Below are 15,543 nucleotides of genomic sequence, written 5' to 3'. Positions count from 1 at the left end.
AAATAACGTTTTATTTGAACATAGATTGCCTGTGAAATTCCAGAAAGACTTTGATGTGATCGTAGTGGGCGGCGGCCATGCCGGTACCGAGGCGGCGCTGGCTGCCGCACGCTCGGGCGCGCAAACCCTGTTATTATCGCAAAACATCGAAACCCTGGGGCAGATGAGCTGCAACCCGGCGATAGGCGGGATCGGCAAAGGCCATCTGGTCAAGGAAGTGGATGCGCTGGGCGGCATCATGGCTCAAGCCATCGATAAAGGCGGGATACAGTTTCGGATTCTGAATGCCAGCAAAGGCCCGGCGGTGCGGGCGACTCGCGCACAAGCGGATCGGATGCTTTACAAGCAAGCGGTGCGTACCGCATTGGAAAACCAACCCAATCTGGCCTTATTCCAGCAAACCGTCTCCGATCTGTTGGTGGAAGGCGATCGGGTCACCGGCGTCAAAACCCAGATGGGTTTGGAATTCAACGCTAAGGCGGTGGTGCTGACGGCCGGCACCTTTCTGGCCGGGCGGATTCATATCGGCCTGGAAAATTACAGCGGCGGCCGAGCCGGTGACGCCGCCTCAATTGCCTTGGCCGAACGCTTGCGCGAACTACCGTTCCGCATCGGTCGTTTGAAAACCGGCACGCCAGCCCGGATTGACGGCAGAACCATCGATTACAGCAAATTGCAGGAACAGCACGGCGACACGCCGCTGCCGGTATTTTCGTTCATGGGCAACCGCGAACAGCATCCGCGGCAAATCTGCTGCCATATCACCCGTACCAATCAAGAAACCCATGACATCATTCGCTCCGGCCTGGACCGTTCGCCGATGTACTCCGGGATTATCGAGGGCGTCGGTCCGCGTTACTGTCCGTCCATCGAAGATAAAGTGGTGCGCTTCGCCGACCGCGATTCTCATCAAATTTTTGTGGAACCGGAAGGTTTGACCACCAACGAAGTTTATCCGAACGGCATTTCCACCAGTTTGCCGTTTGATATTCAATATCGCTTTATTCGGACGATGCTGGGCTTTGAAAATGCGGAAATCGTTCGTCCAGGATATGCCATCGAATACGATTTCTTCGATCCGCGCGATTTGAAAACGTCGTTGGAAACCAAGCATATGAATGCCTTGTTCTTTGCTGGTCAAATCAACGGCACCACCGGTTACGAAGAAGCTGCGGCGCAAGGCTTGATCGCCGGCTTGAATGCCGCACGTCTAGCCAAAGGCTTGGAAAGCTGGTGTCCCGGTCGCGACGAAGCCTACATTGGGGTGATGATCGACGATCTAATCACGCGCGGCACTGCCGAGCCGTACCGAATGTTTACCAGTCGCGCCGAATACCGTTTGCAATTGCGCGAGGACAATGCCGATTTGCGTTTGACCGAACAAGGCCGGGAGTTGGGTCTGGTTGACGATGCGCGTTGGCAACGTTTTGAAGAAAAGCGCGAAGCCATTGCCAATCTGCAAGGCAAGCTGGCCAAAAAATGGATACGCACAGAATCCGACGAAGCCGCGTTGGCCGAGGAATTATGGGGCAAGAAGTTGTTGAAAGAAGCCAGCCTGATGGAAATGCTGCGTCGCCCGGAAGTGGATGTCGAGAATCTGCTGCGTTTCAGTGATGAAGTCGAGGTGGACGAACAAGTTGCCGAGCAAGTCGCTATTCAAGCCAAATACGCCGGCTACATCGATCGCCAACAAACCGAGATCAACCGCACGCTGCGTTACGAGCACTTGAAATTGCCGGACAATGTGGATTACAGCTTGGTGTCGGGTCTGTCCAACGAAGTCAGCGAGAAACTGAAAAAGCAGCGGCCGGAAACCTTGGGCCAAGCCTCGCGGATTCCTGGCATTACGCCTGCAGCGATCTCCTTGTTGTTGGTGCATCTGAAAAAGAAAAGCGCTTGATGGATGCCTGTCGCGATAAGCTTGAGCTCGGTTTAAAAGCGCTCGGGCTGGATGTCGGTGAGCACGGTAACGATGCTTTCTTGCGCTTTATCAAGCTGATAGCCAAATGGAACAACGCCTACAATCTGACCGCGGTGCGCGATCCCCTGGAAATGGTGAGTATGCACATCCTGGATAGCTTGGCGATTCTGCCGTATCTACATGGTCTGCGCGTTGCCGACATTGGTACCGGCGCCGGCTTGCCGGGCATTCCATTGGCGATTTGTCTTCCCGATTGTCAGTTCACCCTGGTCGATTCCAACTCCAAGAAAACCCGCTTCGTACAGCAGGCCGTGCTGGAATTAAAACTAAAAAATGTCGACGTGGTGCATAGTCGCGTCGAGCTCTTGCAGCCGGAGATGCTCTTTTCCACGGTAATCTGCCGGGCCTTCGCCAGCATGCCGGACATACTGCAATTGACCGGTCATTTGCTGGCCGAGGATGGGGTGCTGCTGGCGATGAAAGGCCAGCAGCCCGAGCAAGAGCTGATAGACTTGGCCGAAACATACAGCGTGATTCCGCTGACGGTGCCCGGCATAGACGCCGAACGCTGCCTGATTCGACTGGAGAAACCCAAGCATGGCTAAGATTATCGCGATTACCAACCAGAAAGGTGGCGTCGGCAAGACCACGACCAGCGTCAATCTGGCGGCTGCGTTGGCGGCCACCAAGCGCAAGGTATTATTGATAGACCTGGACCCACAAGGTAATGCGGCGATGGGCTGCGGGGTGAACAAAGACGAGATTCAGTATTCCAGTTGCGAATTGTTACTTGAAGAAGTGCCGGTTTCCGAGATCGTCGTTAAAAACAAGCAGCTGGGTTTTGATTTGATTCCCGGTAACGCCGATTTAACCGCCGCTGAAGTGCAATTGATGAGCGCGCAGCATCGCGAACGGCGCCTGGCCGATGCTTTACTGACGATAAAAGATCAGTACGATTACATCTTGATCGATTGTCCGCCGTCTCTGAATATGCTGACCTTGAATGCGATGGTGGCTGCCAACAGCGTGTTGATACCAATGCAGTGCGAATATTATTCGCTGGAAGGCCTGTCCTCGTTGATGTCCACCTTGCGCAGCATTCGCGACAGCGTCAATCCTGGCTTATATCTGGAAGGCATATTGCGAACCATGGTCGATAGCCGCAGCCGGTTGGGCAAGGATGTCTCGGATCAGCTGATCGAATATTTCGGCGATAAAGTCTTCAGAACCACCATTCCCAGAAACATCCGTCTGGCAGAGGCGCCCAGTCACGGTGTGCCGGTGCTGGCTTACGACAAAGCCTCGCGCGGCGCGATAGCCTACATCGCCCTAGCCGGCGAAATGATCAGAAAAGAGAAAGCGGCGAAAAAATGATGCAAAAAAAACGCGGTTTAGGGCGGGGTTTAAGTGAGTTGCTGGGCGACGTAAGTCAGCCGGTACAGGAAAAGCCGAAGGACTCGCAAAGCTTGCCGATCGAGTTTTTACAGCGGGGGAAGTTTCAGCCGCGCAAGGACATGGATCCGGAGAAGCTGAAGGAGTTGTCCGACTCGATTGCCGCGCAAGGTATAATTCAGCCGATAATCGTCCGTAAACTGGATGGCGAGAAATACGAAATCATCGCCGGAGAACGCCGCTGGCGGGCTGCGCAATTGGCCGAGTTGCAAGACGTGCCGGTGTTGGTTAAGGATCTGGATGATCGCTCGGTGATGGCTATCGCCTTGATCGAAAACATTCAGCGCGAGGATTTGAATGCGCTGGAAGAAGCTGAGGCCTTGCACCGTTTACAGGACGAATTCGAGCTCACTCATCAGCAGATCGCCACGGCGGTAGGCAAGTCGCGTACTACAATCACTAATTTATTGCGCCTGCTGGAGCTTGCCGGCGAAGTGAAAGGCATGTTGGGCAAGGGTTTACTGGAAATGGGACATGCTCGGGCATTGCTGGGGCTGGACGAAGCCAAACAAATCGAAATTGCCAATAAGGCCGTCAAACAGGGACTGACCGTCAGGGCGGTGGAAAAGCTGGTGCGCGAACAGCACGAAGATAAGCCGGTGGCGGTGAAAAAAATTGACCCGGATACGCTGCGTTTGCAACGAGACCTGAGCGAAAGAACAGGTGCCAAGGTGGAGATCAATCATCAGAGTAGCGGTAAGGGCAAATTGATTTTTAGTTACACCAGTTTGGAAGAGTTGGAAGGCATCATAAAAAAAATCAATTGAGTGCTTCGGTACCGGCGAATGTCGTATTTCGGCCATGACGCTAAGCTTTGTCGGACTTGCTACATTGTCGATTTGGGCAATATTTCAGAAAATCAGTGAGTTACGAAATGGCATGTGTATTGCTCTAAGCGTTGGGATTGAAAGCTCGAAGTAAAACCTCCGTGCTTGCTGTTGATCGAGTGTTGTGTTGGGATAGTCTTGCCAAATCAACAAGGTGGCGATGCCAATTGGCTCCTGCCGGACGTGCTTACCTTGCTTTAGGTGTGCTGGCTGGATATAATCGCCCAGCTCAAGACGAAAGGGGAAGTAAATGACAGCTAGAAATGATTTTTCTACTGTCAGAAAAGTAGTTTTTGGACAAGTCCTGATGGCTGCATTGGTGGCGTCGGGATTTTTATTGATAGGCGGTTGGAAAAGTGCAGTGTCTCCGTTACTCGGAGGATGCGTGGCTTTACTGCCCAATCTGTATTTTGCCTACAAAATCTATCTTGCCAAGGATTTGGGCGCGCAGGGTATCGTTAATGCATTTTATGCAGGCGAAACAGTTAAGTTAATTTTGACGGTAGCCCTGTTTTCTATCGTTTTACAGATTCCCTCTGTTGATTTCTTTACGCTGATGGTGGGTTACATCGCAGTGTTGTCGGTTTTTTGGTTTGCGCTGTTTTTGTGGCGTGATTAGTTTTTTTGCGAGGACAAATGAGTACTGAAGGTGGCGCAACCGGTTATATAGTCCATCACTTGACACCGTTATCGGTGGGTGAGGGATTTTGGACATTGCATCTGGATACCTTGTTTTTCTCCGCGCTGTTGGGCGGATTGTTTATCTTGTTCTTCAAAACCGTGGCGGAAAGAGCGACATCCGGCGTGCCGGGGTTAGCGCAAAATATTGCGGAAACCTTGGTGGAGTTCGTCGATACGCAAGTCAAGGATAGTTTCCACGGCCGCAGTCCTTTGATTGCGCCGCTGTCGTTGACGATTTTCTGCTGGGTGTTCATGTGGAACGCCATGGACATGTTGCCGGTGGATTTATTGCCGATGATAGGTAGCTTGATGGGCATGGAATATATGCGCGTGGTGCCTAGTACCGATTTGAATGGTACCTTTGCCTTGTCGATCAGCGTATTTTTCCTGATCTTCTTTTACAGCATCAAGGTTAAAGGATTGATGGGGTTTGCCAAGGAAATGACTTGCACGCCTTTCGGTCCGAAAATGATGCCTTTTAATCTGCTGCTTAAAACAGTTGAAGAATTGGCGAAACCCATCTCGCTGGGTCTGCGGTTATTCGGTAACTTGTATGCCGGTGAGCTGGTATTTATCCTGATCGCGTTGTTACCGCCTATCGTTCAGCCATTGCTGGGCTTTCCATGGGCTGTATTTCATATTCTGGTTATTACTCTGCAAGCCTTTATATTTATGGTGTTAACCATCGTGTATTTGAGCTTGGCCCACGAAGATCATTAATAGTTTTATTTTCAACTTTCACATCAATATTTAGGAGACACTATGGAACTCGCATCATTAATTGCCAACGTACAAGGCTTCACCGTTATCGCTGTTGGCATCATTTTGGGCTTGGGCGCAATCGGTACTGCTATCGGCTTCGGTCTGCTGGGCGGTAAATTCCTGGAAGGCGCTGCTCGTCAACCTGAGTTGGTTCCTATGTTGCAGGTCAAAATGTTCATCATCGCCGGTTTGCTTGACGCGGTAACCATGATCGGTGTTGGTCTGGCGCTGATGTTGACCTTCGCAAACCCATTCCTTTCAGCCGTTCAATCTGTCGCAGGTTAATTAGCAATTATCGGATTGAGATGAATAGGCCAAGCCCTGTTCGCATACCGATAGAATGACAACGGCATTACGAGGAAAGCATCAATGAGCATCAATGCTACTCTGATCGGGCAGATGATAACTTTCACACTTCTGGTTTGGTTTACCATGAAGTATGTCTGGCCACCGATCATTGCCGCTCTGGAAGAGCGCAAAACCAAAATTTCCGAAGGTTTGGCCGCGGCCGAGAAAGGCCAGGAAGAAATTAAATTGGCCGAGAAAAAAGCCAAAGGCCTGCTGAAGGAAGCAAAAGAACAATCGGCGGAAATCGTCAGCGCAGCGCAAAAACGCGCCAATCAGCTGGTTGAAGAATCGAAAGATCAAGCCAAAAAAGAAGGCGAGCGTTTGCTTGAAGCCGCAAAAGCCCAGATAGAGCAGGAAATGCTGCAAGCCAAAGAGAGCTTGCGTAAAGAAGTATCCTCACTGGCTTTGCGTGCCGCTGAACAGATTTTGAAAGAAGAAATCGACAAAGCCAAGCATCAAGACATTCTCAGCAAAGCAGCGGATCAATTGGGTTAAGCAATGGCTGAATTATCGACATTAGCAAGACCTTACGCGGAAGCGGCTTTCAAGCGTGCCAAGGAAACGGGGTCGTCTAAGCAATGGTCCGATTCGTTGACGTTTTTGTCTTTGGTCATCCAGGATGAGGCTTTGGCTGCCATTGTCAAAAATCCTCGGGTTGGCAAACAGCATACAGCACAATTGATTCTGGATATTTGCCAAGATCAGATACCTGACGAAGCCAAGAATCTTCTGAAAGTGTTGATAGAAAATGACAAGCTGCCCTTACTCCCGCAAATTTCGGTGATGTTCGAGCAGTACAAGGCGGATGATGAAGGCTACGTCAATGTTGATTTATACAGTGCGTACTCGCTGACGAAAGCCGAGCAAGGCAAATATGTCGCCATGCTGGAAAAGCTTTTGCATAAAAAGGTCAATGCATCCGTTTCTGTCGATAAATCGTTAATTGGGGGCATCCTCGCTAAAGCGGGCGATAAAGTCATCGACGGTTCTATCAAAGGCCAGCTTCATCAATTAGCTAAAAGACTTTAAGAGTTAGAGCGGGAAAATAAAATGCAATTAAATCCATCAGAAATAAGTGATCTGATCAAAAAGAAGATCGAGAACTTCGACGCCCATATTGAGGCACATACCGAAGGCACTGTAGTCAGTGTCACCGACGGTATTGTTCGGGTTCACGGTCTGTCGGAAGCAATGCAAGGCGAAATGCTGGAATTCCCTGGCGGCTCTTACGGCATGGCTTTGAACCTGGAAAGAGACTCGGTCGGTGTGGTAATGCTCGGTGCTTACCAACATATTACCGAAGGCGATACCGTTAAATGTACCGGTAGAATCCTGGAAGTGCCGGTAGGTGAAGCATTGCTGGGCCGCGTGGTCGATGCATTGGGTAACCCCATCGACGGCAAAGGCGCTATCGAAACCAAATTAAGTTCCCCTATCGAAAAAATTGCTCCCGGCGTTATTGCCAGACAATCGGTCGATCAACCGGTGCAAATCGGTTTGAAAGCGATTGACTCGATGATTCCAGTTGGCCGCGGCCAACGTGAGTTGATCATCGGTGACAGACAAACCGGTAAAACAGCCATTGCGATTGATGCGATCATCAATCAAAAGGGCACCGGCATCAAATGTATCTATGTGGCTATCGGCCAAAAACGTTCGTCTATCGCCAACGTGGTTCGCAAACTGGAAGAACACGGCGCGATGGAACATACCATCATCGTGGTGGCTTCGGCTTCTGAATCGGCAGCGCTGCAATTTATTGCGCCCTACACCGGTTGCTCAATGGGCGAATATTTCCGCGACATCGGCGAAGATGCACTGATCATTTATGACGATTTGACCAAACAGGCTTGGGCGTATCGCCAAATTTCCTTGCTGTTGCGTCGTCCGCCAGGTCGTGAAGCGTATCCTGGTGACGTGTTCTACATTCACTCGCGCTTGCTGGAACGTGCGGCTCGCATCAACGCGGTTGAAGTAGAAAAATTGACCAACGGTAAAGTGAAAGGCAAAACCGGTTCATTGACCGCGTTGCCGATCATCGAAACGCAAGGCGGTGACGTATCTGCGTTCGTTCCGACCAACGTGATCTCCATCACCGACGGCCAGATCTTCCTGGAAACCGGTTTGTTCAACTCCGGCATTCGTCCAGCGGTCAACGCGGGTCTGTCTGTGTCGCGGGTTGGTGGTGCGGCTCAAACCAAGATCATCAAAAAGCTGGGCGGTGGTATTCGTCTGGATTTGGCGCAGTTCCGTGAGTTGGCGGCCTTCGCTCAGTTTGCGTCCGATTTGGACGAAAGCACACGGAAGCAAATCGAACGCGGACAACGCGTTACCGAGCTGATGAAACAAAATCAGTACGCGCCGATGTCGGTTGCGGACATGAGTGTTTCTTTGTATGCGGCTAACGCTGGTTTCCTGGATAGCCTGGAAGTTAAAAAAGTACGCGATTTCGAAGCGGCCTTGCTGGACTTCATGCATGCAGACGAATCGGCTTTGATGGCTAAAATCAACGAGAAAGGCGACTATAACGACGAAATTCAAAAAGGCATTCACAGTGCTATTGAGCGTTTCGTCAAGACCGGTAGCTGGTAAAGGGTCCGCACATGGCTGTTGGCAAAGAGATACGTACCAAGATCGCGAGTATTAAAAATACTCAGAAGATTACTCGGGCCATGGAAATGGTGGCCGCGAGCAAGATGCGTAAAACCAAAGACAGAATGCAGGCCACCCGGCCTTACGCGAAGAAGATAGGCCAGATCATCAAACATCTGGCTTATGCCAATCCCGAATACAAGCATCCTTTTTTGATCGAACGCGAAGTCAAGCGCATCGGCATCATCGTAGTGAGCTCCGATAGAGGCTTGTGCGGTGGTCTGAATGCCAACTTGTTCCGAAAAGTATTGGGCGAAATGCAACAATGGCAAAGCCGGCAGATCGCGGTAGACGTCTGTACCATCGGTAGCAAAGCGGCGGGTTTTTTCAGCATGATCAGGGCCAATTTGATCGGACAAGTCTCCAAATTGGGCGACACACCGCATCAGAACGACATCATCGGCACGATCAAGGTCATGTTGGATGCGTTTACTGCCGGCGAGATTGATGAATTGTTTCTGATCAGTAACGACTTCGTAAACACCATGACGCAAAAACCGGTTGTGCAAAAGTTGTTGCCGGTTTCTGTGGGCGATTTAGGCGAAGAGTCCAAAGGTCGCTGGGATTACTTATACGAACCTGATGCTAAAGAAGTATTGGACAGCTTATTGATCCGATACGTGGAATCCGCGGTTTTCCAAGGTTTGGTGGAAAACAACGCCTGCGAGCAGGCTGCCAGAATGGTGGCGATGAAAAGCGCATCCGATAACGCCGGTAATATCATTAAAGAATTGCAGTTGGTTTACAACAAAGCCAGACAGGCGGCAATTACGCAAGAGATTTCCGAGATCGTGGCCGGCGCTGCTGCTGTTTAGAGCATCAAGACAAGTTTAGATAGATTTTAAAAGAGGACGACATAATGAGTTTGGGTAAAATCGTTCAGATCATCGGTGCGGTCGTAGACGTGGAGTTTCCACGCGATAACCTGCCGAGAGTATATGATGCGTTGAATGTTAAGGGCGGTCTGGTTTTGGAAGTTCAGCAGCAATTGGGCGACGGCGTAGTCCGGACCATTGCGATGGGTTCCACCGATGGCTTGAGCCGAGGCGTTGAAGTCAGCAACACCGGCGAAGCGATCAAGGTACCGGTCGGTCAGGCGACACTGGGACGCATCATGAATGTCCTCGGCGAAGCTATTGACGAAAAAGGGCCTATCGGTGAGAAAGAGAAATGGACTATCCACCGCGACGCGCCTTCTTACGACGAACAAGCGCCAGCCAACGAATTGTTGGAAACCGGTATCAAAGTTATCGACTTGGTCTGCCCGTTCGCGAAAGGCGGTAAGGTCGGTCTGTTCGGTGGTGCCGGCGTAGGCAAGACCGTTAACATGATGGAGCTGATCCGTAACATCGCGATCGAGCACAGCGGTTTCTCGGTATTTGCCGGCGTAGGTGAGCGGACTCGTGAAGGTAACGACTTCTATCACGAGATGACCGATTCCAACGTTATCGACAAAGTATCGCTGGTTTACGGTCAGATGAACGAGCCACCAGGCAACCGTTTGCGAGTTGCGCTGACCGGTTTGACCATGGCGGAGTTTTTCCGTGACGAAGGCCGCGACGTACTGTTCTTCGTTGACAACATTTACCGTTATACCCTGGCGGGTACTGAAGTATCGGCGCTGCTGGGCCGTATGCCTTCCGCGGTGGGTTATCAGCCTACACTGGCTGAAGAGATGGGTGTATTGCAGGAACGGATTACCTCGACCAAAACCGGTTCTATCACTTCTATCCAAGCGGTATACGTACCTGCGGACGACTTGACCGACCCGTCGCCTGCTACTACCTTCGCTCACTTGGACGCGACCGTGGTATTGTCACGGCAGATCGCCGAGCTGGGTATTTATCCGGCTATCGATCCGCTGGATTCTAGCAGCCGTCAGCTAGATCCATTGGTTATCGGTCAAGAGCATTATGACGTAGCTCGTTCAGTACAAGGTATTTTGCAACGCTATAAAGAACTGCGCGATATTATCGCCATCTTGGGTATGGACGAGTTGTCTGAAGACGACAAACTGACCGTATCAAGAGCGCGGAAAATTCAACGTTTCTTGTCGCAACCGTTCTTCGTTGCCGAAGTCTTTACCGGTTCGCCAGGTAAATACGTATCCTTGAAAGATACTATTGCCGGCTTCAAAGGCATTATTAGCGGTGAATACGACAGTCTTCCCGAGCAAGCTTTCTACATGGTCGGCACAATCGACGAAGCCATTGAAAAAGCCAAAGGCATGTAAACCACCTCATAGGAGAGTTTTGACATGGCAATGACAATTCATGTGGACATCGTCAGTGCGGAGCAGGAAATCTTTTCCGGCTTGGCTGAAATGGTCTTCGCACCGGCGGAAATGGGCGATGTTGGTATCGCACCGCGTCACGCGCCGTTGATCACCAAGCTTAAACCCGGCGAAGTAAGGGTTAAGCTGAGTGACAAGGAATCGCAGGCGTTTTATGTCTCGGGTGGTTTTCTGGAAGTTCAGCCGCACCTGGTGACCGTATTGGCGGATACCGCGATCAGAGCAAAAGATATCGACGAAGCCGCAGCCTTGCAAGCTAAATCCAGAGCGGAAGAAATGCTGAGCGATAAATCGGGTAAATACGATTACGCGATTGCACAAGCCGAATTGGCGCAAGCTGTAAACCAGTTGAGAACTTTGGAAAGATTAAGAAAACGTGGTGCGTAAACCATTTATTGCGTAAAAATATAAGCCCGATGACGTTTCGTTATCGGGCTTTTTTTGTTTTAAGGAATAGCAATGTCGATTAAAACCATCATCTTGGCAGCCGGCCAAGGCACCAGAATGCGTTCGTCGCGGCCCAAAGTACTGCACGAAATCGCCAATAAAGCGCTATTGCAGCATGTCTACGAAACCAGTCTGGCGCTGGAAAACAACCAGATTTTCATCATTTACGGCCACGGCGGCGAAACGGTCAAACAAACTTTAAGCAGTTTGAATGCCACCTGGATCGAGCAGAAACAGCAGCTAGGCACGGGGCATGCGGTACAGCAAGCGATCCACCATGTGGACGACCCGGATACTGTTTTGATTCTGTATGGCGATGTACCTTTATTAAAAGCCAAAACCATCCAAACCTTATTACACAAGGTCAGCTTGACGTCTTTGGCCTTGCTGACCGTGGATCTGGACGATCCAACCGGTTACGGCCGTATCGTCCGCGACAAAGATCACGCTGTCGTCAAAATAGTCGAACAAAAAGACGCCAACGAAGTGGAATTGCAAATCAGCGAGGGCAACACTGGCATCCTGGCTTGCAAAGGTAGCCAGTTAAAGCAATGGTTGTCCAGATTGAGCAATAACAACGCCCAAAACGAATACTATTTGACTGATATTATCGAAATGGCCGTAGAAGATGGCCTTAGCGTCGAAACCACTCAAGCCGGCAGCCAGGATGAAGTGCTTGGAGTGAATAATCGCAGCCAATTGGCGCACCTGGAGCGCGTGTATCAATGGGAACAAGCGCAAGCGTTAATGGAAAAAGGCATCACGCTACGCGACCCGGCGCGGGTAGATGTGCGGGGCAGTTTTGCCGAACTGGGCCAGGATATCGATGTGGACATTAACGTGATCTTCGAAGGCACAAACCGCATTGGCTCCAACGTCAAAATCGGTCCTAACTGCCTGATTAAAAACGCCAGCATCGCCAATGATGTCGAGATATTCGCCAACAGCGTGATCGAGGATGCCTCAGTCGGCGCCGGCAGCCGTATTGGCCCCTTCGCTCGTCTGCGTCCGCAAACTGAACTGGCCGATCATGTACATATTGGAAATTTTGTGGAGATCAAGAAATCCACCGTTGCCACCGGCAGCAAAATTAACCATTTAAGCTATATTGGCGATAGCGAAGTGGGTAGCAAAGTTAATATCGGCGCCGGCACCATCACCTGCAATTACGATGGCGTGAATAAATTCAAAACCATTATCGGCGATGGTGCCTTCATCGGCTCCGATACGCAATTGGTGGCGCCGGTGACTGTCGGTAAAAATGCTACGATTGGCGCCGGTTCGACCATTACTCGCGATACGCCGGAAAATCAGTTAACCCTTAGCCGGACTAAACAGCTTAGCGTGCCGACCTGGCAGCGTCCGGTTAAAGCGGAGATTGTTCCAGACAATCTTCCGCATTCCTCACGTCCAAGTGAGTCACAGGAGAAATAATATGTGTGGGATAGTCGCGGGAGTTGCGCAGCGTAATGTTGTGCCGATTTTGCTGGAAGGCCTGAAGCGCCTGGAATATCGCGGCTACGATTCGGCCGGTTTGGCCGTGGTCAGTCAGGGCGAAATTTTCCGTAAACGTGAGCTAGGCAAAGTCAAAGGCCTGGAAGCCTTGATCGCCGCCGATCCTATCGAAGGCCATATCGGCATCGCTCATACCCGCTGGGCCACCCACGGCAAACCCAGCACCCGCAATGCCCACCCTCATGTCAGCCGCGACAAAGTGGCGGTGGTGCATAACGGTATTATCGAAAACCACGACCATCTGCGTACTGCCTTGCAACAGAACGGTTTCGAATTTACCTCCGAAACCGATACCGAAGTCATCGTGCACAAAATTGCCGAAGATCTGCAAAGCGCCGACAGCCTGCTAAGTGCAGTGAAAGCCACCGTCGCGACCCTGCAAGGTGCTTACGCGCTGGGTGTAGTTTACATCGACTGCCCCCATACCTTGATCGCCTGCCGCAAAGGCAGCCCCTTGGTCATTGGCGTCGGCATCGGCGAATATTTTATTGCCTCCGACATCGCCGCCCTCTTACCGGTTACCCAGCGCTTCATTTTCCTGGAAGACGGCGATATTGCCGAATTGAAAATCGACAGCCTGGTGATTTACGACGAGAACGATCACCGCGTCGAGCGCCCTATCGTCGAAAGCCAACTAAAAGCCGATTCGGTCGATAAAGGTAAATACCGTCACTACATGCTCAAGGAAATTTACGAGCAAGCCTGGGCGGTGTCCGAAACCCTGGAAGGCCGTTTCATCGACAACCGCTTGCAGGACAATGCCTTCGGTCACAATGCCGCCGAAGTCTTCGATCAAATCAAATCGGTGCAAATTCTGGCCTGCGGCACCAGTTACCATTCCGGCCTGGTGGCACGCTACTGGTTCGAGAAGCTGGCGCGCGTACCCTGCTCTATCGAAGTGGCCAGCGAATTCAGATACCGCAATCCGGTCATTTCCCCGGACACGCTGGTGGTGACCATTTCCCAATCCGGTGAAACAGCCGACACATTGGCTGCGCTATTGGAAGCGAAACGCCTGGGCGTCAAACACTCGCTGGTGATATGCAACGCCCCTGAAAGTTCGCTAGTGCGCGAATCCGATCTAGTCATGATGACCCGCGCCGGCCCGGAAATCGGTGTGGCCTCGACCAAGGCCTTCACCACTCAGTTGGTAGCCTTGCTGATGTTGATCATCGCCGTTGGTCGCCGTTTTGCGTTGACCAAGGAAACGGAAGAGACAATCGTCTCCGAGTTGTTCAGCCTGCCCGGCAACATCGAAAAAGTGCTGAAACTGGATAACGCCATCGAACTGCTGTCGCAGCGCTTTGCCGACAAACACAACGCCCTCTTCCTCGGTCGCGGTACCCATTACCCGATCGCGATGGAAGGCGCATTGAAGCTGAAGGAGATTTCCTACATCCACGCCGAAGCCTACCCTGCCGGCGAGTTGAAACACGGCCCACTGGCTTTGATCGACGCTGAAATGCCGGTCGTGACCGTGGCGCCCAACAACAACCTGCTGGAAAAACTGAAATCCAATATCCAGGAAGTCAGCGCCCGTGGCGGCCAATTGATCGTGTTCATGGATGAAGAGTTGGCGGAAAGCAGCGACGAAAACGTGCAAATCGTCAAAATGCCCTGCGTCGCCAACATCATCTCGCCTATCGTCTACACGATACCCCTGCAACTGCTGTCCTACCACGTCGCCGTACTCAAAGGCACCGACGTCGACCAACCGCGCAATTTAGCCAAGTCGGTCACGGTGGAATAGCGGAGGATTCGGCGGAAAGGATTCCGTGGTTGTTCGGTTTGAATTTAAGGGTTTGTCGGGTTAAGTCTCGGCAAACCCTTTTTTTCTAGTTACGATCTACTCGTTGTATTGGGAGTTAGGTAATGGCGGGGAGGAGCGAGATCGAACTAGAACAGCCATTCGCGGTAAATGAATGATCGGGCTAATCAGTGCCTGATAACGGATGGGCGTTATCCAATGTCGTGTAAGATGATCAAATCAAATTCACAAAAATTTGGTAAATTGCAGTAAGGATGGGGTAAAAGTAGGTAGATCACCCAAGTGTTACCCTATCGACCCTCGGAGCTTACCGAGTTGCACTAATTTAAAATAACTATTACAGCGAGGTGCTTATGTTGAGTATTAAATCAAAAGAAATTAGCTTGGCGGTATGTCTTTGCACGCTATCAGTACTGTTAACGCCAGTGCCAACCCAGGCAGACACAGTAATGTTATTGGCTGCGGCAGAAACCGGGTCGGTAGCTGCGAGACAGGCTGCTGATCAGAAGGCCGCGCTGGCAAAAAAGGCTGCGGAGAGAGAGGCAAAAAAGGCAGCTGAGGCACAAATACCGACTGAGGCGGTAGTGCCCGCGGAGAACAAGACGCCTGCCGAGGTACAAAAGGGAAAATAATCGGTGTGCAGAAACCAATGGGGGTCAGACTCCATTGGTTTTGAGTAGTCGCCTAACTCAACGCTCCAGCGAACTGCGCTAAACATTACGTTATTTCGAAGCAGATTTTAGTTTCAAGTCTGAGCTGAATGGCGGTTTATCTCACGGTCGCCAGCCGACCCATAGGCGCCAGATAAGATTTAATTTGCGGTGACAGTAAAAGACCAACGAGCTGTCATTCAAAATGTAGATACTGTTATCCAAGT

Annotated in this window: 16 protein-coding genes; all 16 read left to right on the top strand. The window is 51.1% G+C overall.

Annotated elements, in window-relative coordinates:
• The first annotated feature begins 31 nt into the window (after window positions 1–31).
• The 16 genes from mnmG to A1332_RS00065 all read left to right on the top strand — a co-directional run bounded on the left by mnmG (window position 32) and on the right by A1332_RS00065 (window position 15,298).
• Window positions 32–1,900, top strand: coding sequence for a tRNA uridine-5-carboxymethylaminomethyl(34) synthesis enzyme MnmG (gene mnmG, locus A1332_RS00140; protein ID WP_064006569.1), 1,869 nt, complete (start codon window positions 32–34; stop codon window positions 1,898–1,900).
• On the top strand, window positions 1,900–2,526 hold the full coding sequence (rsmG, locus tag A1332_RS00135) for a 16S rRNA (guanine(527)-N(7))-methyltransferase RsmG (protein ID WP_064006568.1): 627 nt from the start codon (window positions 1,900–1,902) through the stop codon (window positions 2,524–2,526). The genes mnmG and rsmG overlap by 1 nt, the downstream gene beginning before the upstream one ends.
• Window positions 2,519–3,295 (top strand): ParA family protein, encoded by a 777-nt coding sequence (locus A1332_RS00130; protein WP_064006567.1) that lies wholly within the window; start codon window positions 2,519–2,521, stop codon window positions 3,293–3,295. The genes rsmG and A1332_RS00130 overlap by 8 nt, the downstream gene beginning before the upstream one ends.
• Window positions 3,292–4,140: a ParB/RepB/Spo0J family partition protein gene (locus A1332_RS00125; RefSeq protein WP_064006566.1), complete on the top strand. Its 849-nt coding sequence runs from the start codon at window positions 3,292–3,294 to the stop codon at window positions 4,138–4,140. The genes A1332_RS00130 and A1332_RS00125 overlap by 4 nt, the downstream gene beginning before the upstream one ends.
• Window positions 4,141–4,450: 310 nt before the next feature.
• Window positions 4,451–4,819: an ATP synthase subunit I gene (locus tag A1332_RS00120; protein ID WP_064006565.1), complete on the top strand. Its 369-nt coding sequence runs from the start codon at window positions 4,451–4,453 to the stop codon at window positions 4,817–4,819.
• Between the two features lie 17 nt (window positions 4,820–4,836).
• Window positions 4,837–5,601, top strand: coding sequence for a F0F1 ATP synthase subunit A (atpB, locus tag A1332_RS00115; RefSeq protein ID WP_064006564.1), 765 nt, complete (start codon window positions 4,837–4,839; stop codon window positions 5,599–5,601).
• A gap of 42 nt (window positions 5,602–5,643) precedes the next feature.
• Window positions 5,644–5,928, top strand: a complete 285-nt coding sequence (gene atpE / locus A1332_RS00110) for a F0F1 ATP synthase subunit C (RefSeq protein WP_020484117.1) — start codon at window positions 5,644–5,646, stop codon at window positions 5,926–5,928.
• Between the two features lie 84 nt (window positions 5,929–6,012).
• The gene (locus tag A1332_RS00105) at window positions 6,013–6,486 is read left to right on the top strand and encodes a F0F1 ATP synthase subunit B (protein WP_020484118.1); all 474 of its coding nucleotides are present in this window, start codon (window positions 6,013–6,015) and stop codon (window positions 6,484–6,486) included.
• A gap of 3 nt (window positions 6,487–6,489) precedes the next feature.
• Window positions 6,490–7,020 carry a F0F1 ATP synthase subunit delta gene (locus A1332_RS00100; RefSeq protein ID WP_064006563.1) on the top strand — a complete coding sequence of 177 codons (531 nt, stop codon included), beginning with the start codon at window positions 6,490–6,492 and terminating at the stop codon, window positions 7,018–7,020.
• Window positions 7,021–7,041: 21 nt separating this feature from the next.
• Window positions 7,042–8,583 (top strand): F0F1 ATP synthase subunit alpha, encoded by a 1,542-nt coding sequence (gene atpA, locus A1332_RS00095; RefSeq protein ID WP_020484120.1) that lies wholly within the window; start codon window positions 7,042–7,044, stop codon window positions 8,581–8,583.
• Window positions 8,584–8,594: 11 nt separating this feature from the next.
• Window positions 8,595–9,458 (top strand): F0F1 ATP synthase subunit gamma, encoded by an 864-nt coding sequence (atpG, locus tag A1332_RS00090; protein WP_064006562.1) that lies wholly within the window; start codon window positions 8,595–8,597, stop codon window positions 9,456–9,458.
• Between the two features lie 44 nt (window positions 9,459–9,502).
• Entirely contained in the window at window positions 9,503–10,876 is a 1,374-nt protein-coding gene (gene atpD, locus A1332_RS00085; protein ID WP_020484122.1) for a F0F1 ATP synthase subunit beta, read from the top strand.
• Window positions 10,877–10,900: 24 nt separating this feature from the next.
• The gene (locus A1332_RS00080) at window positions 10,901–11,323 is read left to right on the top strand and encodes a F0F1 ATP synthase subunit epsilon (RefSeq protein WP_020484123.1); all 423 of its coding nucleotides are present in this window, start codon (window positions 10,901–10,903) and stop codon (window positions 11,321–11,323) included.
• A gap of 72 nt (window positions 11,324–11,395) precedes the next feature.
• A complete protein-coding gene (gene glmU / locus A1332_RS00075) occupies window positions 11,396–12,817 on the top strand; it encodes a bifunctional UDP-N-acetylglucosamine diphosphorylase/glucosamine-1-phosphate N-acetyltransferase GlmU (RefSeq protein ID WP_064006561.1) in 1,422 nt (473 codons plus the stop codon).
• Window position 12,818: 1 nt separating this feature from the next.
• Window positions 12,819–14,648, top strand: coding sequence for a glutamine--fructose-6-phosphate transaminase (isomerizing) (gene glmS, locus A1332_RS00070; protein ID WP_064006560.1), 1,830 nt, complete (start codon window positions 12,819–12,821; stop codon window positions 14,646–14,648).
• A 371-nt stretch (window positions 14,649–15,019) separates the two neighbouring features.
• Window positions 15,020–15,298, top strand: coding sequence for a hypothetical protein (locus tag A1332_RS00065; RefSeq protein WP_064006559.1), 279 nt, complete (start codon window positions 15,020–15,022; stop codon window positions 15,296–15,298).
• The last annotated feature ends 245 nt before the right edge of the window (window positions 15,299–15,543 follow it).

The organism is Methylomonas methanica (genome assembly GCF_001644035.1).
Taxonomy (GTDB): Bacteria; Pseudomonadota; Gammaproteobacteria; order Methylococcales; family Methylomonadaceae; genus Methylomonas; species Methylomonas methanica_A.
This window is presented reverse-complemented; position numbering and strand designations above follow the sequence as displayed.

Coding starts and splice junctions, on each gene's coding strand:
- rsmG (WP_064006568.1), top strand. CDS start 1,900: ATGGATGCCTGTCGCGATAAGCTTGAGCTCGGTTTAAAAGCGCTCGGG.
- A1332_RS00130 (WP_064006567.1), top strand. CDS start 2,519: ATGGCTAAGATTATCGCGATTACCAACCAGAAAGGTGGCGTCGGCAAG.
- A1332_RS00125 (WP_064006566.1), top strand. CDS start 3,292: ATGATGCAAAAAAAACGCGGTTTAGGGCGGGGTTTAAGTGAGTTGCTG.
- A1332_RS00120 (WP_064006565.1), top strand. CDS start 4,451: ATGACAGCTAGAAATGATTTTTCTACTGTCAGAAAAGTAGTTTTTGGA.
- atpB (WP_064006564.1), top strand. CDS start 4,837: ATGAGTACTGAAGGTGGCGCAACCGGTTATATAGTCCATCACTTGACA.
- atpE (WP_020484117.1), top strand. CDS start 5,644: ATGGAACTCGCATCATTAATTGCCAACGTACAAGGCTTCACCGTTATC.
- A1332_RS00105 (WP_020484118.1), top strand. CDS start 6,013: ATGAGCATCAATGCTACTCTGATCGGGCAGATGATAACTTTCACACTT.
- A1332_RS00100 (WP_064006563.1), top strand. CDS start 6,490: ATGGCTGAATTATCGACATTAGCAAGACCTTACGCGGAAGCGGCTTTC.
- atpA (WP_020484120.1), top strand. CDS start 7,042: ATGCAATTAAATCCATCAGAAATAAGTGATCTGATCAAAAAGAAGATC.
- atpG (WP_064006562.1), top strand. CDS start 8,595: ATGGCTGTTGGCAAAGAGATACGTACCAAGATCGCGAGTATTAAAAAT.
- atpD (WP_020484122.1), top strand. CDS start 9,503: ATGAGTTTGGGTAAAATCGTTCAGATCATCGGTGCGGTCGTAGACGTG.
- A1332_RS00080 (WP_020484123.1), top strand. CDS start 10,901: ATGGCAATGACAATTCATGTGGACATCGTCAGTGCGGAGCAGGAAATC.
- glmU (WP_064006561.1), top strand. CDS start 11,396: ATGTCGATTAAAACCATCATCTTGGCAGCCGGCCAAGGCACCAGAATG.
- glmS (WP_064006560.1), top strand. CDS start 12,819: ATGTGTGGGATAGTCGCGGGAGTTGCGCAGCGTAATGTTGTGCCGATT.
- A1332_RS00065 (WP_064006559.1), top strand. CDS start 15,020: ATGTTGAGTATTAAATCAAAAGAAATTAGCTTGGCGGTATGTCTTTGC.